This window comes from Criibacterium bergeronii, from assembly GCF_001693775.2.
GTDB classification, from domain to species: domain Bacteria; phylum Bacillota; class Clostridia; order Peptostreptococcales; family Filifactoraceae; genus Peptoanaerobacter; species Peptoanaerobacter bergeronii.
The window spans coordinates 50759-75044 of the sequence record NZ_MBEW02000006.1 but is presented as its reverse complement, the minus strand read 5'-3'; the positions used below and the strand labels follow the sequence as shown (position 1 = coordinate 75044).

Here is a 24286-nt window from a genome sequence, read left to right as displayed (position 1 = left end):
TAGTTATAGCTTGGAAAATTAATAGAGAAAATAAATACATAAACATATCACCTACATTTTCAAATAAAAAAACTTTATTTCATATTACTGCAAAAAAAACTGCTAAAGGCTTATCCTCCAGCAGTTTTTTTATTTATTTCGTTGGCTTTATTAAATTTTATAGTCTAAAGTTCTTCTGTTTCGTCCTTATATTCGCCGTAATCATATTTAGGACGGGGTTGCTGTTCTTCGTTTTCTACTCTTGATGGTGTTATTCTATCATATTTTTTGTAGCCTTTATATGATATTACTACATATCTATCGGGGTCTTCACCCTGAGAGTAGGTTTCTATTTTTTTATCACCTTGCAGAGCAAAATGTACTATACGTCTTTCGTATGGGTTCATCGGCTCAAGGCGTACGTTTCTTTTTTCTCTGACAGCTTTTCTTGCCATTGATTTTGCATATTGTTCAAGGCTGGCTTGTCTTTTATCTCTGTAGTTTTCTATATCTATTAATACTCTTTTGTAATCTGCATCTTTATTAGCTACTATGCCTGTTATAAACTGAAGTGCATCCAAGCCTTGTCCACGTCTACCTATTAAAGCTGAGGCTCCTTCTCCACTAATAACTACGTTGATATTTTCACCATCATAATCAGTTTTTATTTCAGGCTCTATATCAATTGAGTTATATATTTCTTTAATAAATTTTTGTATGTGGTTCATTTTTGCTTGTATATCTTCTTCACTGGAAACTGAGGCTGCAGCTGTAGTTGATATAGCGTCATTTTGATTGGCATTTTCAATTTGTTCACTGCGAAACTCATTTATATTTTTTTCTAAAGAATTAGGCAGCTGTTCAACCTTTATAACATAATCTTTAGCACCTAGTCCTAAAAATCCTTTGCTTCCTTCTGCCATTACTTTTATGTCAAGGCTGTCATCACTTGATACTTCATAATAATCTTTTGCTTTTTGCAAAGCTTCTTCATATGTCTTACCCGTGAATTCCATTATCTCTCCTCTAATTCTTTACACTCTTTGTTTTGTTTTCATTGAAGTGTTTTTCTTCATACTTTCCTATAAAGTATTGTTGTATTATCTGCACTATTGTTCCGACTACCCAATATAATACCAAGCCTGATGGCAGTGTGATACCAAAAAATAACATCATCATTGGCATCATAACCTGCATTGAGCTGTTCATAGATTTCATCATTTCATTTTGGTTTTCTGATGAATTTGACGACTTTGCTGTAGTCATTCTTATTGAATAATAGGTAGCTATTGCAGAAAGTATAGGTAATATACCCGGAAGTCCTATTGTTTTTCCACCTAATGCTATTGGTATTGCATCAACATTTGAAAGTGAGTTTATCCAAAAAAATCCTTTTTGTATAGCATCGTAAACTTCCTGAGATTTAAATACAAATTTTACTGGGTCTCTAACAACGTTATACATTGCCATGATAACTGGGAACTGCACCAATAATGGCAAGCATCCGGCTAATGGGTTTACATTATTTTCTTTGTATAGTCTTTGCAATAATTCATTTTGCTTTTGTGGATTGCCTTTATATTTTTTATTAATTGCGTCAATTTTTGGCTGTACCCTTTTCATTGCAGCTTGCGATTTCATCTGCGAAAATGTAAAAGGCAGGAGTATAAGCTTTGTCACTATTGTGAAAAAGATTATCGCCAAATAATATTCTCCGGAAATATCATAAAAAAACTTTAGGATAGTTCCAAAGAAGTTTGATATTTGCTCCAAATCATCCTCCTTGAAAGGAAATTACTTTTTCTTGGGAACTGGGTCATATCCACCCTTAAAAAGTGGATTGCATCTAAGTAGTCTTGTTATAGTCAGAAATGTTGCCTTAAAAAAATTATACTCTCTATAGCACTGTAGTGCATAGGCTGAGCAAGTGGGTATAAACCTACAATGTGGTCCTATGGCTGGAGATATTGCCGATTGATAAAATCGTATCATTAATATTGCAAGCTTTGATAAGATTTTTATATTATTCATCACCTTTATTATTAACTGTTAATTTACACTTGTTAAAAAGATGAGACAGAGATTTGCCCATAGACCTGTAGTCTAAGTCGTCTGCTCCCACTCTCACAATAATTATCATGTTTATATTTTTTTTAAGGTCTTGCCTATTTCTTAGGTTTTCTTTTATGATGCGTCTCAAGTAGTTTCGTGTAATGGCTTTTCCTACTTTTTTTGATACGCTAATACCTATTTTAGGGACATCGCTTTTTGTATAGGTATAATACATTACCAACTTTTTATTAGCAAAGGATTTACCCCTTGAATATAAGTATTTAAATTCTTTATCCTTTTTTAGCATTTCAAAATCCATATATGCCATCCATTTATACTACCAAAAAAATTTTAATAATTTTAAATACGAATAAAAAGCCACTTAAATTCATAAGTGGCTAACTAAAACGTATTAAGCTGACAGTTTCTTTCTACCTTTTGCTCTTCTTCTTCTCAAAACGTTTCTTCCGCCAACTGTTCTCATTCTTTGCCTAAAGCCGTGTACTTTACTTCTTTGTCTCTTCTTTGGTTGATAAGTTCCTTTATTCATTATATCACTCCCTTTACTTGCTTATTTACTTGTATCCATTAAATACGCATCATATCGTTTAATTATAAGGTATAAGAATTGATTTGTCAATTTAATTTTAACACCAATCAATAAAATTTACCATATATACTATTTTATATATTTTATAAAGTTTATTTATTTTTTAATGCCTTTTTAATCATGCTTTCCAGCAAAAATAAATTTGTCAGCTTGCCTACTCCGCCTTTTACCGGGCTGTAGGCTTTTATTTTGCCGTTTACTTCCTCTTCATCAAGGTCACCTTTCATCTCGCCTTTTTTGTTGCGAGATATTCCAATATCAATTACAGTAGTATTTTCACTAAAATAACTGCTGTCAAACATCTCCGGTACTCCAGTGGCTACAAATACTATATCTGCATTTTTTGTATAGGCTTTTAAATCCTGCGTATAAATATGGCAAATAGATACTGTAGCCATTTTTTTTAGCAATATCATAGCAAGTGGCTTGCCTACTATTTGAGAGTCATTGACTATTACGCATTTTTTCCCTTTTAAATCATAGTCGTAATATTCCAATAATTTTACAGCAGCTTTAGGCGAAAGTGGTATAAATCCATCTATGTCACCTGAATATACCTTGGCTTTATTTACCGGATTTATGCAGTCCAAATCCTTATCTACAGATATTTTATGATTTATTTTTTCTTCATCCAAGCTTTTGGGCATTGGTTTTAATATTAATATACCGCCAATGTCATCGTCATTGTTAAGTCTTTCTAAAAGTGAAACAATAGTATCAGTATCAATATTTATATCAAATTCATATACATCATCTGTTATGCCAAGACTAGAAGAAGTAGCAACAATTCCTTTTTGGTATGCTAAATCAGCAGGAGAATTTCCAAATCTAATGATAGCAATTTTTGGTATTTTTTTTAATTTTGATATTTTGAATTTTAAATCTTCTTTTACTTTATCGTATAGATTATCAGATTTTAATATATTACTCAACATATACCCCTAGTTTTATATACTAAATTATGTTTATTTAAATATTAATTTAAATTATAAACCTATCCATTTATTTTATTGTAAGCATTTAAGTACACCATCAATACTGATATATCAGATGGAGATACTCCTGATATCCTTGATGCCTGACCAATACTATGAGGTTTTATTTTCGTAAGCTTTTGTCTAGCCTCTATTCTTATGCCCTTTACATCTTCATAATCTATTTCATCAGGGATAAGTCTGTTTTCAAGTTTTTTAAACTTTTCAACCTGCTGCTTTTGCTTTACTATATAGCCTTCATATTTTGCCTCAGTCTCTACTTTACTTTGAACATATTTTGGTAGTTGTTCATCGCCAATACCAAGCTCTATTAGTGTATTATAATTTACCTCAGGTCTTTTTAGAAGATTGTATGCGTTTACATTTGAGGAAAGTGGAGTTATACCGTTATTTTCAAAATAAACATTTATTTTATTAAAATCTGCACTGGTATTTTTTAATCTTTCTAATTCTTTGTCAAGGCTATCGTACTTTTGCTTAAATTTTTCATATCTTTGTTCATCAACCAGTCCATATTTATAACCTATTTCAGTCAGTCTTTCATCAGCATTATCCTGTCTTAGTAATAGTCTATACTCAGCTCTTGAGGTCATTATTCTATATGGCTCATTTGTACCTTTTGTAACTAAATCATCTATGAGTACACCTATATAACTGTTGTCACGAGTTAATATCATTTCTTCCATGCCTTTTAGTTTTGCAGCTGCATTTATGCCTGCAACTATGCCTTGAGCAGCAGCCTCTTCATATCCGCTGGTTGAGTTCATTTGTCCTGCAAAATAAAGTCCTGATATATCTATGGTTTCTAATGTCGGTTTTAAGAATAATGGGTCTATGCAATCATATTCTATAGCATAGGCAGGTCTAATCATTTTGCAATTTTCCAATCCTGGTACTGTCTTATACATTTCTAATTGTATATCATAAGCCAATGATGAAGAAAATCCTTGAATATAGTACTCTTTGTTATCTATTCCTTCAGGCTCTACAAAAAACTGATGAGAGTCTTTATCTCTAAATCTTGTTACTTTATCTTCTATTGATGGACAATATCTAGCTCCAGCTATAGCTGTCATATCACCTCTTATAAATGAGGAACGGTTTATATTATCCAATATTATTTTATGAGTATTTTCATTGGTCTTTGTAAGGTAACATGATACCTGATTATCACCAATATCAACTCCTTCATTCAAAAATGACATTGGTTCTATTTGTTTATCTCCAAATTGCTCTATCATTTTGCTAAAATCTATAGAGTCCTTGTGTACTCTAGCCGGTGTTCCGGTTTTAAATTTGCGTATCGGTATATTTAGATTTTTTAGGTTATCTGACAAGCCATAGGCTCCTCTAAGTCCAAGCGGTCCTGACTCATAATTGACTTCTCCTATATATACCTTGGAGTCAAGGTATACACCTGTTGCAACTATGACAGCCTTAGCATAGTATCTAGCATTTAGCTTTGTAGTTACAGACTTTACCTTTTGTCCTTCTACCTCTATGCTCATTACTTCGTCCATAACTATATCTAAATTTTTTTGCTCTTCAACAACTTTTTTCATATATAAATGATATTGCTGTTTATCAACCTGTACTCTAAGTGACCTTACAGCTACACCTTTAGAGGTATTTAGCATTTTTGACTGCAAAAATGTCTTGTCTGATGAAATACCCATCTGTCCACCCAAAGCGTCAAGCTCTCTAACAAGATGTCCTTTACCTGTACCGCCTACAGATGGATTACATGGCATATATCCTATTGTTTCCATTGATAAGGTTACAAGCAATGTGCTAAGACCAATTCTTGCCGGTGCAAGTGCTGCTTCTATACCTGCGTGTCCTGCACCTATTACTATTACATCATATGTTCCTGCGTTAAAAACCATATTTCTCCTATACTTTTGTTAAAATCTTCCATTGTATTCCAGCCAATTATTTTGAGCTCTCTGCTTCATATATATTGGTGCTGTCGTACTTTTAAAAAGTTTTTCATAAAACTTTGCTGCACTGCTGTAATCGTCAAGTGTCCTAGACGTCTCAGCTAATATATTGTATAAAACATGGGCACTTAATCCAAAATATTCAAAATCTTCACTTTCAAATGCCTCTGTCAAATGCTCCTTTACTAGTCTTAAATTTGCAAGCTCGTTTTTCTCATCTCCAATTTCTCTATATAGCCATGCTGTTTTAAGAAATTGTGCACCTACAAGAGTATGAGGTTCTTCCATCAATTTTGCAATTATAAGAGCCAATTTTGATATCCTTATAGCATCTTGTATAGTTCTTTCACCAGTATAATTGCTAAAGTTCTTTACATTTTTAAAATATTCCAATAGCTTAGGTACATCCTCTTCATAAACCGGATTATTTAATCTATTTGTAAAGGCAAAGCCACAAAATGGACAAACTGATACTTCATAATAATAAGGTGAACAATCTTTGTATATCTTATGCCCATCAGATTTATATTCTAATACTCTTAATCTACTAGTAAAAGGAGATTTTGTTTCAAATTCATTATGACAATTTGGACAAACCATTTTTTTATCAAATAGTTTTCGTGGATTTTTCATCTACAATTTCCTTTATATTTACTTGACCTCTATTTGTGCTATTACGCTAAAATCTTCTAAATTATATAATTTTAATATTCCGTTTTGCATATATGCAAATGACTTTATTCCATCTCTTGGTCTAGATGTAGAACCGGGGTTTAATAAAATTAAACCTTCTTGTGTCTTTTGCAATTGTTTTACGTGAGTATGACCATAGGTAAGAATTTTACAGTCATTTTTTATAGCCTCACTAATATAGCTACTCATAGGCTTCATATGTGAATGTGTTGCAAATATTTTTATCCCATCTGCATTAAATATTTTACTTTCAAAGTCATTTTCAACGCCAAGCAGTTTTTTCCCATCAAAATAATCCCCATTTCCCCTTACAAAGTAAATATTACTTAGTGTTGATATATACTCGCTTATAAAGGTTGGGTATGTCTCACCGTATGATTGCACATCTCCGGTATGTATAATCATATCATATTCACACATAAATTCCACTGCTTTTTTAAAAAAATATTCGTCTCCATGGGTATCACTGACAAATCCTACGTTCATTTATCTCATCCTTACTGGTAATACAACATTTTGATAATTTTTATTATTTTCAGGTGTAATTACACATGGGCTCAAGCTGTCGACTATATTTATATTGATGTATTCTTCATCAATGTATCTTATAGCATCTAAGATAAAGTCTCCATTAAATGCTATTTCAAAATCTGAGCCTTCAAGATTTATATCTACAATTTCCTTGGCATCTCCTACTGCATCATTTCTTGACTCTATATTCATCAAAAAGTCTTTTGTGCTGAATTTTATAAGCTTGTTGGATGACATTAGTGCTACTCTTTCAACTGCTGATTTAAAATCACTAAGCTTAATTTTAGCTATTGATTTAAAATCTGACTCCTTTGGTAAAAAGTCGCTTGTTTCTAGGAATTTTCCTGTTACAAGATTTGTTGTTATTATTGTATTTTCAGTCATAAAGCATATATGTCTGTCATCGTATCCAAATTTGATAAATTCATCCTTATCTTCTATAATTTTTGATATTTCAATCATACTTTGACCTTGAAGGATAAATCTTTTATCATCATAAGACATATCATCGTAGTCTTGATTCATTATAACTATTCTAAATCCATCTATGGAAAACATATTTATTTTACCATAATCTATTTTCATAAAATGGGATTGGTAAATTGGATTTGGATTGTTGCCTGAAATTGCATAGCCTGTTTTTAATATTTGATTTTTTAATTTTTGAGCATCTATTTTTACAAAAGAATTTTCATCTATATAAGACGGCATTGGAAAATCTTCATATTTGACGTATTTGATGTTAAATTTTGAGTTTTTACATCTTACTTCTATTAAATCTGTTGTTTCTACTATAGAAAAATGTATGGTATCCTCTTCCAATTTTCTTACTATATCATTTATCATTTTAGCATCGATTATAAATTTTCCTGTTTCATATATTTGACAAGGAAGTGTGGTTTGTATGCTCATTTGTAAATTATTTGTAGTAAGAGTTAGGGTATTATTATCTAATTCAAATAAAATCCCTTTTAATATTTCCATAGATGTTTTAGTTGATACAGCTCTAACAACCATGTTGATGGCTCTGATTAATTCGTTTCTTTGAATATTGAATTTCATGATGGCTCCAAGTTTATCAAAATAAAAAATAATAATTAAAATGTAGTAGTATTAGTAGTAGGTCTTGTGGATAAGTGGATAAGTATGTGGATACATTTAAATTTGTGACATCTAGTATTTAATAATTATGTGGATAACATATTAATTTTGTGTAGATAAGTTATCAATTATCCACATTTTGTTTTAAAGTTCTAATCATATTATTAATCTTAATATCAACGCCGTCTTTTTGCTGCATGATATCTTTTTTGATTTTTTTGTGAGCGTGCATTACAGTAGTGTGGTCTCTATCGCCAAACTCTCTACCTATGCTTGGTAGTGACATATCAGTAAGCTCTCTAGCCATATACATAGCTATTTGTCTAGGATAGGCAATATCCTTGGTTCTTCTTTCTGAGGCAAAATCCTCAATACTGATATTAAAATTTTGAGCAACTATATTTTTAATAGCATTTATATCCAATCTTGTAACTGCTGTTGCATCAAAAAAATCTTTTAGGGCATCTATAGCCAAATCATAGGTTATAGGCTCTTTCATCATGGAAGATATTGCCCATACCTTATTTAGTGCACCCTCTAGTTCTCTTATATTGGACTTAATATTTTTTGCAATCAAAACTAGTATATCATCGCTTACATATTTTTCGTCCAGCTCACTTTTTTTTCTAAGTATTGCCATTCTAGTTTCAAAATCGGGTGGCTGTATGTCAACTGTTAGTCCTGATTGAAATCTTGAGGACAGTCGACTTTCTAAAGTAGCTATTTCCTTTGGTGGCTTATCGCTGGAAATTATAATTTGTTTGTTAGCCTTGTGAAGTGCCTCAAAGGTATAAAATATTTCTTCTTGAGTAGACTCTTTTCTTGCTATAAATTGTATATCATCTATCAAAAGGCAGTCAAGATTTCTATATTTATCTCTAAATTCTTCGTTCTTTTTTTCTTTAAGAGCAGTAATAAGCTCATTTGTAAAGGTTTCTGAAGAAAGATATAATATTTTGTAGCCTTTATTTTTATTTTTAATTTCATTACCTATGGCGTGCATAAGGTGAGTTTTGCCAAGACCTGCTCCTCCATATAAAAATAATGGGTTGTACGCATTTTTTGGAGACTCAAAGCTAGGCATCTCTGCAACAGATACACAGGCAGCGTAGGCAAATTTATTAGATGGTCCTGTTACAAAGCTATCAAAAGTAAATTTGTCTATAATCCCATCTTGAGAATTTTCTAATTTTTTGTAGCTTGTGACAATCTCTTGGTCACTTCTGATAGGTTTGATTTTTAAATCATTGAAATCTAATCTTTTTGCTACTGCGTATAATTTTTCTAAGTTTTTTTCAACATTATCTCTTACAAAATCATTTTCGCACATTAAATATATTGTGCCGTGTATGTAATCATAATATTTTAATACTTCATCTCCAAACATGGTGCGGTAGTAATCTTTCCCGACATTTTCTTTGAAGAGATTAAGTATATTTTTCCAAATGGTAAGTCCGTCCATTAATATTCCTCTAAATCTAAAAATTATGAATTGTTTGTTGATAATATATTAATAACTACTCTATATAAAAAGTTATCAACAGGATAAATAAAAAACAATCCACATTATAAACAGCAAAACTCTGCTTTTTTGTGGATATTTTTTAAAATAATCACAAGTTATCCACAAAGAATTCACAATTTGTTAATAACTTTAACAAATTTATTCACATTGTGGATAAATATAGTTTAGCAAATATCATTTTAACTTTCAACTAAAAATTAGAAATAAAAAATATTTTTTATCTCTTAATCTATTGAAAAAAAATTTGTACTTTATCTAAAAGACAAAAAAAACACATTTTGTGAAAAAATTTTTTTTCAATACAACATATTGAAAATTTAAAAAATCTGATTTTTATCTAGTTTTTTATTTAACAAAGTCTAATTATTTTTAAAGCTTAAATAAAATTAATTTAGATATAAATTTTTTACCCATAGTCAAGCTTTTTGCATCAGATAAAAATTTATATCATATATTTAGTATTATGCTATGCTTTAATTTTTTGTAGCTTTATGGTATAATTTGTATAAACTTGCAAGGAAAAGCAAAGTATTTTTTGCTTTTTTTAATTTTGTTAAGTGAAAGGATTTTAGATGGAAAACGAAAAATTAAATACCGAATACTCCGTTGAGCAAATACAGGTTCTAGAAGGTCTTGAGCCAGTAAGAAAAAGACCGGGAATGTACATAGGCTCAACAGGTACAAAGGGTTTACACCACTTGGTATATGAAGTAGTGGACAACTCTATAGATGAAGCATTAGCTGGATTTTGTGATGAAATCTATGTATCTATTAATACTGATGGAGGAATAACGGTAGTCGACGATGGTAGAGGTATACCTACAGGCATTCATCCTAAAACTGGAAAGTCATCATTGGAGACCGTCCTTACAGTGCTCCATGCAGGAGGAAAATTTGGCACAGGTGGCTATAAAGTTTCAGGAGGCTTACACGGGGTTGGTATATCAGTAGTAAATGCCTTATCCAAATCTTTGATTGCTACAGTTAAAAGAGAAGGTAAAATTTTTAAGCAAGAATTTTCTTATGGAAAAGCATTATCAGAGATACAAGTAATAGGAGAAAGTCAAAAGACCGGTACTACAATTACATTTATACCGGATGATACTATTTTCGATGAAACAGTATATAGCTTTGAAACTTTAGAGCACAGATTAAGGGAGCTTGCATACTTAAACAAAGGCTTAAAAATAACTCTAGAGGATTTAAGAGTAGAACCTCATATAAAGAAAACTTATCACTATGAGGGCGGTATAAAGCAGTATGTAAAAGCTATGAACGCCGGTAAAAATCCACTTTTTGAAGATATAATCTACTTTGATAAAATGGATGGAGATTATGACATAGAAATTGCAATGCAATATACAGATGCCTATAGTGAAAGCATCTATTCATTTGCAAATAACATCAACACCATAGAAGGTGGTATGCACCTAGTAGGATTTAAATCCTCACTTACTAGAGTAATAAATGATTATGCTAGAAAATCCGGAGCTCTAAAAGAAAAAGAAGAAAATTTTTCAGGTGAAGACGTAAGAGAAGGTCTTACAGCTATTATCTCTGTAAAGTTACCCGAACCTCAATTTGAAGGACAAACAAAGACAAAACTTGGCAATCCACAGATTAGGTCCTCTGTAGACCAAACAACCTCTGATATTCTATCAGAAATATTAGAAGAAAATCCTTCTATTGCCAAGGCGATAATGGATAAATGTCTTACAGCTCAAAGAGCGAGATTAGCTGCAAAAAGAGCAAGAGATATTACAAGAAGAAAAGGTGTGCTAGATAGCACATCTCTACCGGGTAAACTTGCAGATTGCAGAGAAAAAGACCCAGCAAAATCTGAAATATTCATAGTCGAAGGAGACTCTGCGGGTGGTTCTGCTAAAGAAGGACGTAACTCACAAAATCAGGCTATTTTGCCGCTAAGAGGTAAAATACTTAACGTAGAAAAAGCTAGACTAGAAAAAGCACTTCAATCAGATACTATAAAAAATATGATTACAGCTTTTGGTTGTGGCATAGGTGATGAATTTGATGAGTCAAAGCTTAGATATCACAAAATAATCATAATGTCAGATGCCGACGTTGATGGGGCTCATATAAGGACACTTATATTGACATTTTTCTTTAGATTTATGAGACCTTTAATAGAACAAGGTTATGTATATATAGCTCAACCTCCACTATTTTCTATTCAAAAGGGTAAAAAAATTTATTATGCTTACTCACCTGAGGAGCTTGACAAAAAGCTGAGTGAAATAGGTAGAGATAACAGAGTAGTCGTATCAAGAAACAAAGGTCTTGGAGAAATGAATGCCGAGGAACTTGGAGATACTACTATGGACCCTGCAAACAGAATACTTTTAAGAGTAGGTGTTGATGATATAGCTAGTTCGGATGAAATATTTAGCACTCTTATGGGTGATAAAGTTGAACCAAGAAGAGATTTTATAAGAGAAAACGCAAAATATGTTGAAAACCTTGATATTTAAAAATAGGTATATACAATATCTAAAAATTTAATATAATAGGTTTAAACAAGGAGAATAAATGAGTGAAGATATAAAAGATATCCATGGTAAAATAAAAGAAGTAGACTTAAACCAGCAGATGAAAAGATGCTATATAGACTACTCTATGAGCGTTATAATAGGAAGAGCATTGCCTGACATAAGAGACGGACTAAAGCCGGTTCATAGAAGGATACTTTATGCCATGGCAGAATTAGGACTTACAGCAGATAAACCCTTTCATAAATCAGCAAATGTGGTTGGTCATACCATGGCTTATTATCATCCACATGGAGACTCATCCATATATGACGCTATGGTAAGATTAGCTCAAAGCTTTTCTATGAGATACCCTCTTGTAGAAGGTAAGGGTAACTTTGGTACACTTGACGGTGACCCACCTGCAGCATACAGGTATACAGAAGCCCGTATGGACAAAATGGCTCAGTATATGCTACAGGACCTTAATAAAAATACTGTAGATTTTAGACCAAACTTTGATGAAAAAAAGCAAGAACCTGTAGTTTTACCATCAAGATTTCCGAACTTACTTGTAAATGGTGCAAATGGTATTGCAGTTGGTATGGCTACATCTATACCACCTCACAACCTAAAAGAGGTTGTAGATGCACTAATAGCCTTGATAGATAATCCTGACGCAACACTGGATGACTTGATGCAGCACATCAAAGGACCTGATTTTCCAACTGGTGGAGTAATCATGGGCAAAGAAAACATCAAGCATGCCTATGAAACAGGACGTGGCAAAGTAGTGCTTAGAGCCAAAACCAAGATAGAAGAATTGCCAAATGGTAAGAGTGAAATAATAGTTACAGAAATACCATATCAGCTAAATAAAGCAATGCTAGTTGAAAAAATAGGTCAATTGGTAAGGGATAAAAAAATCGAAGGAATTACTGATTTAAGAGACGAGTCAAGCAAAAAGACCGGCATTAAAATAGTAATTGAAACAAGGAGAGATATAAATCCTACAGTTTTATTAAATCAGTTATTCAAGCATTCTCAATTGCAGACAGTATTTTCAATAATACTTTTGTCGATTGTAGATGGAGAGCCTAAGGTTTTAGGTCTAAAGAGTATTTTAAATTATTACTTAAATTTCCAAAAAGAAGTTGTAACTAGAAGAACACAGTTTGACTTGACAAAGGCTGAAGAAAGGCTGCATATAGTAGAAGGTTTATTAATAGCCATCGACTATATAGATGAAGTAATAAGAATAATTCGTACAGCCTATGATGATGCCTTACAAAAATTGATGGATAGATTTAACCTTAGCGAAATCCAAGCTACAGCAATCTTGGACATGAGACTAAGAAGACTTCAAGGACTAGAAAAAGAAAAGCTTGAGGACGAAAAAAATGAATTAATTGCAAAAATTAAAGAATATAACGAAATATTATCCAGTGAAGAAAAATTGTTGTCTATTATCAAACAAGAGCTTACAGAAATATCTGATAAATACAATGATAAGAGAAAAACTCAGATAATAGCAAAAGAAAAAGAAATTGACATTCTAGACACAATACCTAATGAAGAAGTGGCAATAACACTGACTCATCAAGGATATATAAAAAGAGCTCCAATAGATACATTTAAGTCTCAAAAACGTGGAGGCAAGGGAATTGCCTGCATGACCACAAAAGAAGAAGACTTTGTAGAAAACTTTGTGATTACAAAGAACCATGAAATGCTATTATTCCTAACAGCAAAGGGTAAAATCTATAATCTTGACGTATATAAAGTACCTCAGGTTTCACGTACAGCAAAAGGTACAAATATAGTAAATCTAATACCATTAGAAAAAGACGACAAGGTTACAAGCTTTATATCCACAGACGCCGCTACAGAAGAAAATTACCTTACAATGTTTACAAGAAAAGGCATAATAAAGAAAACAAAGGTAACAGAGTATACAAAAAGCAAAATTCAAGGTAAAATAGCTATTAACCTTGATGATGGAGATGGATTAGTAAATGTAATCTTAACACCAAAAAATATTGAATTTTTACTAGTAACAAAAAATGGACTTGCAATACAAATAGCAGAAAATACAGTCAGACCTCTTGGAAGAGCAACAAGAGGAGTTACTGCAATGAAACTTAAAAATGATGATGAGGTTATATCAGTTGATGTTACTGCACAAGGCAGTGATTTACTAGTCATCTCTGAAAATGGATATGGAAAGAGAACAGAATTATCCAACTTTAAGGTTCAAAACAGAGGTGGTGTGGGTATAATAGCATACAAGGTAACAGTTAAATCCGGTAAGGTTGCGGGAGCTGTTATAGTAAATCCACAAGATGAAATAATGATAATCAACTCTGACGGTACATTGATAAGAACCTGCGTACAAGACATATCACTTTTGGGACGTTCAACTAGCGGTGTTAAGCTTATGAGGGTTGAGGGTAATTCATCTATTTCTTCTATCGCTAAAATAGCAGCTGAGGATGTAGACTAAGAAATTATTTTATACTATTAAGTTTAAATAAATTAATTTTAAAAATTTCAAAATAATGGAGGAATGATGAGAAAAAACACCTTTGAGGCATTAGTAATAGGATTATGCGTGGGATATATAGCCGGCCTGCTCACAGCTCCAAGAAGTGGCAAGGAGACTTTGCAATATGTAAAAGACCAAGCAGACATCGCAAAAAAAAGTTTAGACGATAAGACACAAAATCTTAAATATGACATTGACTCTATAAAAGAAACTGTTACTGATACAGTAGGACTCTATACAGGAAAAGACATAAGACCAATAGATGGACAAAGTGTGTTCGTAAAAGAATTTTAATAATTTTAATTTAGAGAAAAAGGAGATAGAATGTCAGGTATTTGGGAAATAGGTATACTACTAATGGGCATTGGAGTATTATTTTTTAGCGTATATCTAGGCTTACTGTTTAAAAGTCTAAGTGAAACAGTTAAAGACGCAAGAAGAATAATATATAATAATGAAAGAGAAATAGAGGATATAATTTTATCCATAGCGAATTTGTCTATAAGAGCTGACAACATGACTAATGGCATAGCAAATTTAGGCATATTTAAAGGAGTAGGACGCTCAGCACTAAGCATTGCACAAAAAAGAAGAAAAAGAATGTCTAGGAGGTAATTGATTTGTCACTTAGTATTATTTCAAATTATGATGAAAGCAGAGACTGCCAAAAAATCAGCCTAAAGGGTGAAATAGATTTAGATACAGCAGAACAGTTTAGGAGCGAGCTAAAAAAAGTTACAGAGCAAAAAATAATGGATATAGTAATAGATATGTCCCAGCTAGATTATATAGATAGTAGCGGACTTGGAATTTTGATAGGTACACTAAAGAGATTAAAAACTCAAAATAAGGATATATATCTAAATAGCCTAAAAGACAATGTAAAGAAGGTTTTTACAATTACTGGCTTAGATAAAATATTTTTAATGGAGGTATAATATCGTGCCTATCAATGACGTCGCTTATGATAATATAGACAAAGTCAATATGTCTTTGCCATGTAAATCAGAGTATATCGGGGTAGTGAGACTAACTGTTTCTGCAATAGCAAACAGAATGGGTTTTAATATAGAAGAAATAGAAGATATTAAGGTGGCAGTATCAGAAGGCTGTGCAAATGCAGTAAAACACGCACTAGATACCTATTTTGATATAGCAGTGGAAGTATTTTCTAATAAAATAAAAATAGAAATAAAAGACTGTGGTGTAGGATATGATGTAAACACTATCCAAGTACCGGATATGGATAGTCCTAAAGAAGGCGGATTGGGAATATTTATCATAAAAACACTAATGGATGAGGTTCAATTAGAGTCTAAAGTAGGTAAAGGTAGCAAGGTTACCATGGTAAAATTCCTTGAAAACATATAAAGCTTTTAAGAAGGGAGTAGCCATATGAGCACTAATCAGTACGATGGCTTCACCGACAAGGAGTTATTTGCTAAATACAGAAGTTCTGAAGATTTAGATATAAGAAATGAACTTATCAATAGGAATATGTATATAGCTGAAATTCTTTCTAAGAAATACATCGGTAAAGGTATTGATTACGAAGATATTTTTCAGGTAGCATCAATGGGTTTAATTTATGCAATACAGAGATTTGATTTAAGTAGAGGATTTGAATTTTCATCATTTGCCACACCAACAATAATAGGAGAAATCAAAAAATATTTTAGGGATAAGGGTTGGTCTATTAGAGTTCCTAGACGAATTCAGGAATTATCCAAAAAAGTAAATATGGCAAAAGTTAAAATTAGTCAAGAACAAAAAAAGATACCAACAGTTGAAGACATAGCAAATGAGCTTGGCATAACTCAAGAGGAAGTGCTGGAAACCATGGATGCCTCTCAAGCTTATTCTCCGATTTCATTAGATATAAAGTATGATAATGATGGAGAGGATAAGGATATGTCATTAGGTGAGCTGATTGGAGAAGAAGATAAAAATTACACAGAAATAGAAAATATTGATATGTTGTCAGCGCTTATGCAGGGCTTATCTGACATTGAAAAAAAGATAGTATATGATAGATATTTCCAAGGCAAAACTCAGATGGAGCTTGCAAGTGAGCTTGATGTGTCTCAAATGACAGTATCAAGGATGGAAAAGAAAATCTTATCAAAGTTAAAAAATGAATATCAAAAACAAAATGCAAATTAGGTGGAGCTTTTTTTCCGCCTTTTTTTCTTTACAAGTAAAATAAAAATTGTGGAAATGACTTCCACCTTTTTGTAAAATGTTCCACGTGGAACATTTTATTTTAGAGTATATATTAAATTAAAATATTTTATTGGGTATAAGATTATGAATTATATAGATGCAACTACAAGATTAATAACACTGCTTGGCAGTCCGGTTTCACATAGCAAATCTCCAAAATTGCAAAATTTTTTATTTGAACTGCTTGGAGAAAATTATTGTTATTTGGCTGTTGATACAAAAAAAGAAGATTTAGAAGATATAATATTATCCTTAAAAAATTTAAATGCAAGAGGTATGAATATAACATTTCCATTAAAGGTTGAAATATTAAAGTATTTAGATGAAATAGATAGTGAGACAAAATTATCCGGAGCTGTAAACACTGTTGTAATAGGTGATGATGGAAAACTTATTGGTTACAACACCGATGGTATTGGTTTTATAACCTCGCTAGAATACTTAAATTTAGACATAAGGAATAAAAAAATTTTAGTAGTAGGAGCGGGTGGAGCGGGTAGAGCTATAGGTATAATGCTTGCAAAGAGCTTTGCCTCAGAGATAGTGATAGTAGAAAAAGAAAAAAATAGAGACAAGTCTCAAGGACTGCTTGATATTATATCAAATAAAATGCAATCTAAAACAAAAGTCAGAATAATAGAGTCAAATGACATAAATATAAAAAATGAGCTTTCTGATGCGTATATGCTTATAAATGCCACTTCTCTTGGACTAAAAGATAAAAATCAGTGCATAGTATCAAGTAAGGAGGTGTTATCTAAGACCTCAGCGTTTATATATGATTTAGTGTATAGTGACAAAAAAACAAAGCTAATCGAATATGCTGAGCAAAATAATCTACAAAATACAAATGGAGTACCTATGTTGTTATGTCAGGGGATTGAGTCTTGCAAGCTTTGGACTGGAAAATCAGCAAGTGTAGAAGAAATAATAAATAGTTTAAAACTGTAGCTTAATACGAAACTGGATTAAGTGAAAATAAAAAAACAATAAAAAATACTTTTGTAAAAAACTACAAAGGTATTTTTTATTGATTTGATAGACGGAAATCTTCTTATAAGCCCGCGCAAGTGTTTATAAAACCTTGCGAAAATGGCTTAAAATCAAGGTTTTCCGCATATCGTCATTTATCTTGCCGTATCTCCGTATAAGATGATTTTGTAAGACCGGGCACCATTTTGGCACCACAGATTATAGGAGGACGACATGAAAAACGTACTTTTAGACAAGGGTATTATACTCCCGTCCGGCGAAATCAGCAAGGATAAGGTAAACCTTGTAACCGGAGCAATCACGCAGCCATTCGCAGAAATGGTATGGGTAACAACAGGCGGTGACATGGAAACCGTAAACCGCTTGACCGACGTACTTGTTACCATGAACACCCCCGCCGACCGGGGAAAGCTGTTCAAAATCATAAAAATGCTCTACGGGCTTATGGGCTTGCCCTTTTCCGAAGAAGCCGAGCCTATGGACGCAGACCCCGCCGTTTTGGAATACTTCATTTTTTCCTTTACGGCAGACTTTGGCGAAGTCATACAAGACCTCATAGCCGAAGAAGCAGAATAACGCACCGCACAAGCGGCGTTTCTCATTTCCCACAAGGAAGAACAGGAACGCCGCTTTTTTCATGCCCTCATGTTACGCAGTAGAGCAGGAAAAAGCCTTGCAGCAAGCGACTTTTGGGGCGCGGTTTTGGCAAGGCAAGGTGTTTATACCTTTTCCCTTAAAAACGTGCTTCTACTGCATAACAAAACCACAGCAAAGGAGTGATGAACAATGGCAGTTTTCAGAGTGGAGCGCAACAAGGGCTATACGGTTATGAGCAACCACCATCTACGCAACAGAGGCTTGACCTTGAAAGCAAAGGGGCTGCTTTCGCAAATGCTGTCCTTGCCGGAGGATTGGGACTACACCCTTGCGGGGCTGTCCTTTATCAACCGGGAGAAAATCGACGCTATCCGGGAAGCCATTAAGGAACTGGAACGCGCCGGGTATATCGTGCGTTCAAGGGAGCGCGACGAGAAAGGACGCTTGCGCGGCACAGACTATGTAATCTTTGAGCAGCCGCAGACCCCGCCTGTATCGGATTTACCTACATTGGAAAATCCAACATTGGATAATCCAACGTTGGAAAAACCTATGTTGGAAAACCCTACGTTGGAAAATCCAACGCAATTAAATAAAGATATATCAAGAACTGATTTATCAAAAAAAGAGAAATCAAATACGGATATATCAAATACCCATTCCATTCCTATCCTTTCCCCTTACCCCTCACCTTTCACAGAGGACGCGGCAGAGCCGGAACGGAAAGGAACGGAGGCGAAAACGCAGAGCGCAATAGAGATTTACAGGGACATCATCAAGGACAATATCGAGTATGACATTCTCACACAGGACCCGCACATGGATAAAGACCGACTGGACGAAATCGTTGACCTCATACTGGAAACGGTATGCACAGCGAGAAAGACACTCCGCATCGCCGGGGATGACTATCCGGCAGAGCTTGTCAAAAGCAAGTTTTTGAAGCTGACGAGCAGCCATATTGAATTTGTCCTTGACTGTATGCGGGAGAACACCACGAAGATCCGCAATATCAAGCAGTATCTGCGGGCGGTGCTGTTCAACGCCCCGTCCACCATCGACAGCTACTATACCTCTCTTGTCGCCCACGACATGGCAGGCGGCGCATGGGCGAAGCCGAAAGGCGGCATACCCGATTACACCTGTAACGAGGGCGAAAGCCTGTAAAACCAAAGGAGGACAAGACTATGAAGCAGGGCGCATTGTTTTTTGACGAAACCGCTGACCGTTACGACATCCGCTTTGACCTTGCCGATTACTACGGCGGGCTGCATTGCGGCGAGTGCTTGGAGGTATTCACAGGCGGCAAGTGGAAGCCGACCCGCATGGAGTACGGCGACAACTGGTATCTTGCGGGTGTCCGCGCCGAGGACTTGAACGGCTTACTGGTGCGGATTTAAGCGGGGCGGCGCAGATAGCGGACGCCCATTTTTTGCGCCTAAAAGCGGCGCAGCACATATCACCGCGAAAGGAGGACGGTAAATGCAAGATGACATCAACGAAAAAGTCATTGCCTTATCCATAAGGACGACCAAGCTCACCGCCGAAATGCTGCAAAAATCCATTCGCTTCATGCTTTCACAAATCAAAAAGCAGTTGGATAAGCCGGTGCAGCACCACGGCAAGCAGACCCTAAAACAGCTTATGAAGCAGAACGCAGGCGTAAGCAGCATCGAAATCACTGACAGCAATATCAAAGCCTTTGAGAGTACGGCAAAGAAATACGGCGTTGACTTTGCGCTGAAAAAGGACGCGACGGAAAGCCCGCCCCGCTACCTTGTGTTTTTCAAAGGGCGCGACGCGGACGTTTTGACCGCAGCCTTTCAGGAGTTTTCCGCAAAGAAGCTGACACAGAAACAAAAACCCTCAATCCGAAAAGCTCTGTCGGCGTTTAAGGAAGCCGCAAAGCAGCTTAACGCCGACCGTCAAAAGGTGAAAAATCAGACAAGAGGGGGCATTGAGCGATGAAAAGCATAAATCTGAAAAAGCTGATACTTCCCAATCTGCCTTATCTGCTCTTTGTGTATCTCTTTGATAAAGTGGGACAGGCGGTGCGGCTTGCGCCGGGGGCTGACCTCTCCGGCAAGCTGCTTACCATTGGTGACGGCTTTGCCGCCGCCTTTTCCTCATTCGCGCCGAGCCTGCACCCCGCAGATTTACTTGTGGGCATTTTGGGCGCGGCACTGATCCGCCTTATAGTTTACGTCAAAGGCAAAAATGCGAAGAAATATCGCCGTGGCGTAGAGTACGGTAGCGCAAGATGGGGCAGCGCCGACGATATACGCCCGTACATCGACCCGGTGTTTGAAAACAATGTGCTGCTCACACAGACGGAACGGCTGATGATGAACAGCCGCCCGAAGCAGCCGAAGTACGCACGGAACAAAAACGTGCTGGTGGTGGGCGGCAGCGGAAGTGGCAAAACCCGCTTTTTCGTCAAACCCAACCTGATGCAGATGCACAGCAGCTATCTCGTGTCTGACCCGAAAGGTACTCTCCTGCTCGAATGCGGCAAGCTCTTGGAGCGCGGCAGTCCGAAGCTGGGCGAGGACGGAAAGCCCGTTAGAAAAAACGGAAAGCTCGTCTATGAGCCGTACCGTATTAAGGTGCTGAATACCATTAACTTCAAAAAGAGCATGAAATACAATCCTTTCGCCTATCTCCGCGACGAAAAGGATATTTTAAAGCTGGTAAACACACTGATTGCCAACACCAAGGGCAGCGGCGAAAAGTCCGGCGAGGATTTTTGGGTGAAAGCCGAGCGGCTGCTGTACTGTGCGTTAATCGGCTACATTCACTACGAAGCCCCGGACGCAGAGCGAAACTTTACGACGCTGCTTGAAATGATCAACGCAAGCGAAGCCCGCGAGGATGACAGCGAGTTTCAAAGCCCCGTTGACCTCATGTTTGAACGCTTGGAGGAAAAAGACCCGGAGCATTTTGCGGTCAAGCAGTACAAAAAGTTTCTCCTGTCTGCGGGCAAGACCCGTTCCTCGATCCTCATTTCCTGCGGTGCGAGGCTTGCACCCTTTGACATTAAGGAGCTGCGGGAGCTGATGGAGAGCGACGAATTGGAGCTTGACACGCTGGGCGACCGAAAAACGGCGCTCTTTATCATCACCAGCGACACCGACCCCACCTTTGACTTTGTAACGGCGATGATCGTATCGCAGCTTTTCAATCTGCTCTGCACCAAAGCCGACGACGAATACGGCGGGCGGCTGCCCGTTCATGTGCGCTGTCTGCTGGACGAGGTAGCAAACATCACGATCCCCAATCTGGAACGGCTGATCAGCGTCCTGCGAAGCCGGGAAATCTCCGCTTGCCTTGTGGTGCAGGCGCAGAGCCAGCTAAAAGCCATCTACAAGGAACACGCCGACACCATCATCGGGAATTGCGATACAACCCTTTTCCTCGGCGGCAAGGAGAAAACGACGCTGAAAGAAATCTCCGAGGTTTTGGGGAAAGAAACGATTGACAGCTTCAACACTTCCGAAAACCGGGGGCGGGACGTTTCTCATGGGCTGAACTATCAAAAGCTCGGAAAGGAGCTTATGAGCCAGGACGAAATTGCCGTGATGGACGGCGGGAAATGTATCTTGCAGCTACGGGGCGTTCGCCCGTTCTTCTCCGACAAGTACGACATCACGAGGCACCCGAAATACAAATACCTTTCGGACTATGACAAGAAAAACACCTTTGACATCGAGAAGTTTTTGAAGCGGCAGCGTCGCCCGGTAATCATCAAGCCGGATACCATCTTTGACTATTACGAAATTGACGCAGCGGATTTACAGGAGGTTACGGAATGAACAGACGCATCAGAAAGAAGCGGGGAAAAACAGCAGCTTGCGCGGGCGATCCGGGAGCTTGTCGCCCTTGCGGAGAAACGGCAGCAAAAGCGGCAGGAAGCCATCGACCGCTTTCTGACCGCATACAGTGCCTACCTTGCCAAGCAGGGCGGCGCGGAAAGGAGGATGCCGTGACGAACGCCTGCACAACGCCGGAAGCAGTCATGCAGACGCTTATCACCGCTCTTGCCGCAGGGCTTGCGGTATGGGGTGCCGTGCAGCTTTTGGAGAGCTTTCAAAGCGGCGGCGAACGCCAGCGGGCGCAAGCTCTTGATCTCATTAAAGCGGGCGGCGAACTTGTCCGCACCGCCACTTGGGAGGTGATACCGCCATCAAGACCGTAAGCATCGGCTACATGGTACGCGCTCCTACCTTTGCACTTCCTATTCCCTTGCGGGCATTGCCCGCGCAGCCGCCTTTTTGATGAAGGCGGCTTTTTTCATGCACAAAAACACAAACACAAAAATTCAAGAGCCGCAAAGCGGCAGAAAGTGAGGTCAATCTATGACATTTTTCAATTCGGCAGTAGACGTATTGCAGACCCTTGTGATTGCACTGGGCGCAGGTCTTGGCATCTGGGGTGTTATCAACCTCTTGGAGGGCTATGGTAATGACAATCCGGGGGCAAAATCGCAGGGCATGAAGCAGCTTATGGCGGGCGGCGGCGTTGCCTTGATTGGCGGCGTTCTCGTTCCCCTGCTCAAAGGGCTGTTCGGTTAAGCGGCGGTAATGTCCTATGCAGAGCATACTTGACGCGATTAACGAATGGATCAAGGAAATCCTGATCGGAGCGATCAACGGAAATCTGTCAACTATGTTCGGGGACGTAAACGAAAAGGTCGGTACGATTGCCGCCGAGGTAGGCAAGACCCCGCAGGGGTGGAACGCAAGCATATTTTCCATGATACAGACGCTATCGGAAAATGTGATCGTCCCCATTGCGGGGCTTGTCATTACCTACGTTCTATGCGTGGAGCTTATCAGCATGGTAACGGAAAAGAACAATATGCACGACATCGACACGTTCATGTTCTTTAAGTGGTTTTTCAAAGCGTTCGTTGCGGTGTTTATCGTCACGCATACCTTTGACATCACTATGGCGGTATTCGACATGGCACAGCACATTGTTTCCGGCGCGGCGGGCGTGATCGGCGGCAGCACCAGCATTGATGTTGCCGCCGCGCTCTCGTCCATGCAAGCCGGGCTTGACGCAATGGAAATCCCCGAACTGCTCTTGCTTATGCTCGAAACAAGCCTTGTCAGCCTTTGCATGAAAATCATGTCGGTGCTGATAACGGTTGTTTTGTACGGGCGTATGATTGAGATTTACCTATACTGCTCCGTATCGCCTATCCCATTCGCCACCATGACAAACCGGGAATGGGGGCAAATCGGAAACAACTACTTAAAAGGCCTGTTTGCCCTCGGCTTTCAAGGCTTCCTCATTATGATATGCGTCGGCATTTACGCGGTTTTGGTAAACAACATGGTTATAGCGGACAATCTGCACACCGCGATATTCTCCATCGCAGCCTATACGGTGCTGCTTTGCTTTAACCTTTTGAAATCCGGCGCACTGGCAAAATCATTATTCCATTCACATTAAAAGGAGGTTTTCCATCACCAAGAAATACAGCGTTATTTACGCAGATCCCCCGTGGCGGTATGAACGGAGCAAGGTGCAGGGCGCGGCGGAAAAGCACTATCCCACCATGAGCATTGACGAGCTGTGCGCCCTGCCCGTGCCGGAGCTGGCGGCGAAGGATTGCGCCCTGTTTTTGTGGGCGACCTTTCCGCAGCTTCCCGAAGCTCTGCGGCTGATCCGCGCATGGGGCTTTCGGTATCGGACTGTGGCGTTCGTTTGGCTCAAACGTAACCGCAAAAGCCCGTCCTGGTTTTACGGTATGGGCTATTGGACGCGCAGTAACGCGGAAATCTGTCTGCTGGCGACCAAGGGCAAACCCAAGCGGCAGTCGGCGGGCGTACATCAGTTTCTTATCAGCCCCATAGAGCAGCACAGCAAAAAGCCGGATGCAGCGCGGGAAAAAATCGTTGCCCTTATGGGGGATTTGCCCCGTATTGAGCTGTTTGCCAGACAGAAAACGCCGGGGTGGGATATATGGGGCAACGAACTCCCAAACAGTATTGAAATGTAACGAAAG

The 24286-nt window shown here is 37.3% G+C and carries 28 protein-coding genes; 17 read left to right on the top strand and 11 right to left on the bottom strand.

Features of this window, described 5'->3' with window-relative positions; genetic code table 11:
• Positions 1–164: 164 nt before the first annotated feature.
• The 11 genes from jag to dnaA all read right to left on the bottom strand — a co-directional run bounded on the left by jag (position 165) and on the right by dnaA (position 9363).
• The gene (gene jag / locus BBG48_RS04225; protein WP_068912319.1) at positions 165–995 is read right to left on the bottom strand and encodes an RNA-binding cell elongation regulator Jag/EloR; all 831 of its coding nucleotides are present in this window, start codon (positions 993–995) and stop codon (positions 165–167) included.
• 10 nt (positions 996–1005) lie between these two features.
• Complete coding sequence (locus tag BBG48_RS04220) at positions 1006–1752, bottom strand: YidC/Oxa1 family membrane protein insertase (protein ID WP_068912320.1); 747 nt, start codon at positions 1750–1752, stop codon at positions 1006–1008.
• Positions 1753–1773: 21 nt separating this feature from the next.
• Positions 1774–2010, bottom strand: coding sequence for a membrane protein insertion efficiency factor YidD (gene yidD, locus BBG48_RS04215; protein WP_094754375.1), 237 nt, complete (start codon positions 2008–2010; stop codon positions 1774–1776).
• The gene (rnpA, locus tag BBG48_RS04210; RefSeq protein WP_068912321.1) at positions 2003–2350 is read right to left on the bottom strand and encodes a ribonuclease P protein component; all 348 of its coding nucleotides are present in this window, start codon (positions 2348–2350) and stop codon (positions 2003–2005) included. The genes yidD and rnpA overlap by 8 nt, the downstream gene beginning before the upstream one ends.
• Positions 2351–2443: 93 nt before the next feature.
• Entirely contained in the window at positions 2444–2581 is a 138-nt protein-coding gene (gene rpmH, locus BBG48_RS04205) for a 50S ribosomal protein L34 (protein ID WP_068912322.1), read from the bottom strand.
• 152 nt (positions 2582–2733) lie between these two features.
• Positions 2734–3573, bottom strand: coding sequence for a bifunctional 5,10-methylenetetrahydrofolate dehydrogenase/5,10-methenyltetrahydrofolate cyclohydrolase (locus BBG48_RS04200; RefSeq protein WP_068912324.1), 840 nt, complete (start codon positions 3571–3573; stop codon positions 2734–2736).
• A gap of 62 nt (positions 3574–3635) precedes the next feature.
• Positions 3636–5522, bottom strand: coding sequence for a tRNA uridine-5-carboxymethylaminomethyl(34) synthesis enzyme MnmG (gene mnmG / locus BBG48_RS04195; protein WP_068912326.1), 1887 nt, complete (start codon positions 5520–5522; stop codon positions 3636–3638).
• Positions 5523–5540: 18 nt separating this feature from the next.
• Positions 5541–6209: a DUF2225 domain-containing protein gene (locus BBG48_RS04190; RefSeq protein ID WP_068912328.1), complete on the bottom strand. Its 669-nt coding sequence runs from the start codon at positions 6207–6209 to the stop codon at positions 5541–5543.
• Between the two features lie 18 nt (positions 6210–6227).
• Positions 6228–6755, bottom strand: a complete 528-nt coding sequence (locus tag BBG48_RS04185) for a YfcE family phosphodiesterase (RefSeq protein WP_068912330.1) — start codon at positions 6753–6755, stop codon at positions 6228–6230.
• Positions 6756–7862 carry a DNA polymerase III subunit beta gene (dnaN, locus tag BBG48_RS04180; RefSeq protein ID WP_068912332.1) on the bottom strand — a complete coding sequence of 369 codons (1107 nt, stop codon included), beginning with the start codon at positions 7860–7862 and terminating at the stop codon, positions 6756–6758.
• A 163-nt stretch (positions 7863–8025) separates the two neighbouring features.
• Positions 8026–9363: a chromosomal replication initiator protein DnaA gene (gene dnaA, locus BBG48_RS04175; protein ID WP_068912333.1), complete on the bottom strand. Its 1338-nt coding sequence runs from the start codon at positions 9361–9363 to the stop codon at positions 8026–8028.
• Positions 9364–9998: 635 nt separating this feature from the next.
• Between dnaA and gyrB the strand changes: the two genes are divergently transcribed.
• The 17 genes from gyrB to BBG48_RS04090 all read left to right on the top strand — a co-directional run bounded on the left by gyrB (position 9999) and on the right by BBG48_RS04090 (position 24280).
• Entirely contained in the window at positions 9999–11918 is a 1920-nt protein-coding gene (gene gyrB, locus BBG48_RS04170; RefSeq protein WP_068912335.1) for a DNA topoisomerase (ATP-hydrolyzing) subunit B, read from the top strand.
• A gap of 58 nt (positions 11919–11976) precedes the next feature.
• Positions 11977–14418: a DNA gyrase subunit A gene (gene gyrA, locus BBG48_RS04165; protein WP_068912336.1), complete on the top strand. Its 2442-nt coding sequence runs from the start codon at positions 11977–11979 to the stop codon at positions 14416–14418.
• A 66-nt stretch (positions 14419–14484) separates the two neighbouring features.
• Positions 14485–14754: a YtxH domain-containing protein gene (locus tag BBG48_RS04160; RefSeq protein WP_068912338.1), complete on the top strand. Its 270-nt coding sequence runs from the start codon at positions 14485–14487 to the stop codon at positions 14752–14754.
• A gap of 30 nt (positions 14755–14784) precedes the next feature.
• Positions 14785–15075: a hypothetical protein gene (locus BBG48_RS04155; protein WP_094754377.1), complete on the top strand. Its 291-nt coding sequence runs from the start codon at positions 14785–14787 to the stop codon at positions 15073–15075.
• Between the two features lie 5 nt (positions 15076–15080).
• Positions 15081–15398 carry an STAS domain-containing protein gene (locus BBG48_RS04150; RefSeq protein ID WP_068912340.1) on the top strand — a complete coding sequence of 106 codons (318 nt, stop codon included), beginning with the start codon at positions 15081–15083 and terminating at the stop codon, positions 15396–15398.
• A gap of 49 nt (positions 15399–15447) precedes the next feature.
• Positions 15448–15831, top strand: a complete 384-nt coding sequence (locus BBG48_RS04145) for an ATP-binding protein (protein WP_068912822.1) — start codon at positions 15448–15450, stop codon at positions 15829–15831.
• Between the two features lie 24 nt (positions 15832–15855).
• Positions 15856–16623 (top strand): SigB/SigF/SigG family RNA polymerase sigma factor, encoded by a 768-nt coding sequence (locus BBG48_RS04140; protein ID WP_068912341.1) that lies wholly within the window; start codon positions 15856–15858, stop codon positions 16621–16623.
• Between the two features lie 144 nt (positions 16624–16767).
• Positions 16768–17634, top strand: a complete 867-nt coding sequence (aroE, locus tag BBG48_RS04135) for a shikimate dehydrogenase (RefSeq protein ID WP_094754378.1) — start codon at positions 16768–16770, stop codon at positions 17632–17634.
• A gap of 255 nt (positions 17635–17889) precedes the next feature.
• Positions 17890–18252: a hypothetical protein gene (locus tag BBG48_RS04130; protein ID WP_002584990.1), complete on the top strand. Its 363-nt coding sequence runs from the start codon at positions 17890–17892 to the stop codon at positions 18250–18252.
• A gap of 210 nt (positions 18253–18462) precedes the next feature.
• Positions 18463–19440, top strand: a complete 978-nt coding sequence (locus BBG48_RS11635; protein ID WP_068912345.1) for a DUF6017 domain-containing protein — start codon at positions 18463–18465, stop codon at positions 19438–19440.
• Between the two features lie 20 nt (positions 19441–19460).
• The gene (locus BBG48_RS04120; RefSeq protein WP_068912347.1) at positions 19461–19673 is read left to right on the top strand and encodes a DUF5348 domain-containing protein; all 213 of its coding nucleotides are present in this window, start codon (positions 19461–19463) and stop codon (positions 19671–19673) included.
• 82 nt (positions 19674–19755) lie between these two features.
• A complete protein-coding gene (locus BBG48_RS04115) occupies positions 19756–20241 on the top strand; it encodes a PcfB family protein (RefSeq protein ID WP_068912348.1) in 486 nt (161 codons plus the stop codon).
• Positions 20238–22085, top strand: coding sequence for a VirD4-like conjugal transfer protein, CD1115 family (locus BBG48_RS04110; protein ID WP_068912350.1), 1848 nt, complete (start codon positions 20238–20240; stop codon positions 22083–22085). The genes BBG48_RS04115 and BBG48_RS04110 overlap by 4 nt, the downstream gene beginning before the upstream one ends.
• Positions 22086–22255: 170 nt before the next feature.
• Positions 22256–22468: a Maff2 family mobile element protein gene (locus BBG48_RS10960; RefSeq protein WP_158527899.1), complete on the top strand. Its 213-nt coding sequence runs from the start codon at positions 22256–22258 to the stop codon at positions 22466–22468.
• A gap of 160 nt (positions 22469–22628) precedes the next feature.
• Positions 22629–22844 (top strand): Maff2 family mobile element protein, encoded by a 216-nt coding sequence (locus BBG48_RS04100; protein WP_068912354.1) that lies wholly within the window; start codon positions 22629–22631, stop codon positions 22842–22844.
• 16 nt (positions 22845–22860) lie between these two features.
• Positions 22861–23730, top strand: coding sequence for a VirB6/TrbL-like conjugal transfer protein, CD1112 family (locus BBG48_RS04095; RefSeq protein WP_068912356.1), 870 nt, complete (start codon positions 22861–22863; stop codon positions 23728–23730).
• A gap of 73 nt (positions 23731–23803) precedes the next feature.
• Positions 23804–24280, top strand: a complete 477-nt coding sequence (locus BBG48_RS04090; RefSeq protein WP_456297787.1) for an MT-A70 family methyltransferase — start codon at positions 23804–23806, stop codon at positions 24278–24280.
• Positions 24281–24286 lie beyond the last annotated feature (6 nt).

Coding starts and splice junctions, on each gene's coding strand:
- BBG48_RS04110 (WP_068912350.1), top strand. CDS start 20,238: ATGAAAAGCATAAATCTGAAAAAGCTGATACTTCCCAATCTGCCTTAT.
- BBG48_RS04115 (WP_068912348.1), top strand. CDS start 19,756: ATGCAAGATGACATCAACGAAAAAGTCATTGCCTTATCCATAAGGACG.
- BBG48_RS04185 (WP_068912330.1), bottom strand. CDS start 6,755: ATGAACGTAGGATTTGTCAGTGATACCCATGGAGACGAATATTTTTTT.
- BBG48_RS04190 (WP_068912328.1), bottom strand. CDS start 6,209: ATGAAAAATCCACGAAAACTATTTGATAAAAAAATGGTTTGTCCAAAT.
- jag (WP_068912319.1), bottom strand. CDS start 995: ATGGAATTCACGGGTAAGACATATGAAGAAGCTTTGCAAAAAGCAAAA.
- aroE (WP_094754378.1), top strand. CDS start 16,768: ATGAATTATATAGATGCAACTACAAGATTAATAACACTGCTTGGCAGT.
- dnaA (WP_068912333.1), bottom strand. CDS start 9,363: ATGGACGGACTTACCATTTGGAAAAATATACTTAATCTCTTCAAAGAA.
- mnmG (WP_068912326.1), bottom strand. CDS start 5,522: ATGGTTTTTAACGCAGGAACATATGATGTAATAGTAATAGGTGCAGGA.
- BBG48_RS04145 (WP_068912822.1), top strand. CDS start 15,448: ATGTCTTTGCCATGTAAATCAGAGTATATCGGGGTAGTGAGACTAACT.
- gyrB (WP_068912335.1), top strand. CDS start 9,999: ATGGAAAACGAAAAATTAAATACCGAATACTCCGTTGAGCAAATACAG.
- BBG48_RS04130 (WP_002584990.1), top strand. CDS start 17,890: ATGAAAAACGTACTTTTAGACAAGGGTATTATACTCCCGTCCGGCGAA.
- yidD (WP_094754375.1), bottom strand. CDS start 2,010: ATGAATAATATAAAAATCTTATCAAAGCTTGCAATATTAATGATACGA.
- BBG48_RS04160 (WP_068912338.1), top strand. CDS start 14,485: ATGAGAAAAAACACCTTTGAGGCATTAGTAATAGGATTATGCGTGGGA.
- BBG48_RS11635 (WP_068912345.1), top strand. CDS start 18,463: ATGGCAGTTTTCAGAGTGGAGCGCAACAAGGGCTATACGGTTATGAGC.
- dnaN (WP_068912332.1), bottom strand. CDS start 7,862: ATGAAATTCAATATTCAAAGAAACGAATTAATCAGAGCCATCAACATG.
- BBG48_RS04155 (WP_094754377.1), top strand. CDS start 14,785: ATGTCAGGTATTTGGGAAATAGGTATACTACTAATGGGCATTGGAGTA.
- BBG48_RS04140 (WP_068912341.1), top strand. CDS start 15,856: ATGAGCACTAATCAGTACGATGGCTTCACCGACAAGGAGTTATTTGCT.
- BBG48_RS04100 (WP_068912354.1), top strand. CDS start 22,629: ATGACATTTTTCAATTCGGCAGTAGACGTATTGCAGACCCTTGTGATT.
- rpmH (WP_068912322.1), bottom strand. CDS start 2,581: ATGAATAAAGGAACTTATCAACCAAAGAAGAGACAAAGAAGTAAAGTA.
- BBG48_RS04120 (WP_068912347.1), top strand. CDS start 19,461: ATGAAGCAGGGCGCATTGTTTTTTGACGAAACCGCTGACCGTTACGAC.
- BBG48_RS04095 (WP_068912356.1), top strand. CDS start 22,861: ATGCAGAGCATACTTGACGCGATTAACGAATGGATCAAGGAAATCCTG.
- gyrA (WP_068912336.1), top strand. CDS start 11,977: ATGAGTGAAGATATAAAAGATATCCATGGTAAAATAAAAGAAGTAGAC.
- rnpA (WP_068912321.1), bottom strand. CDS start 2,350: ATGGATTTTGAAATGCTAAAAAAGGATAAAGAATTTAAATACTTATAT.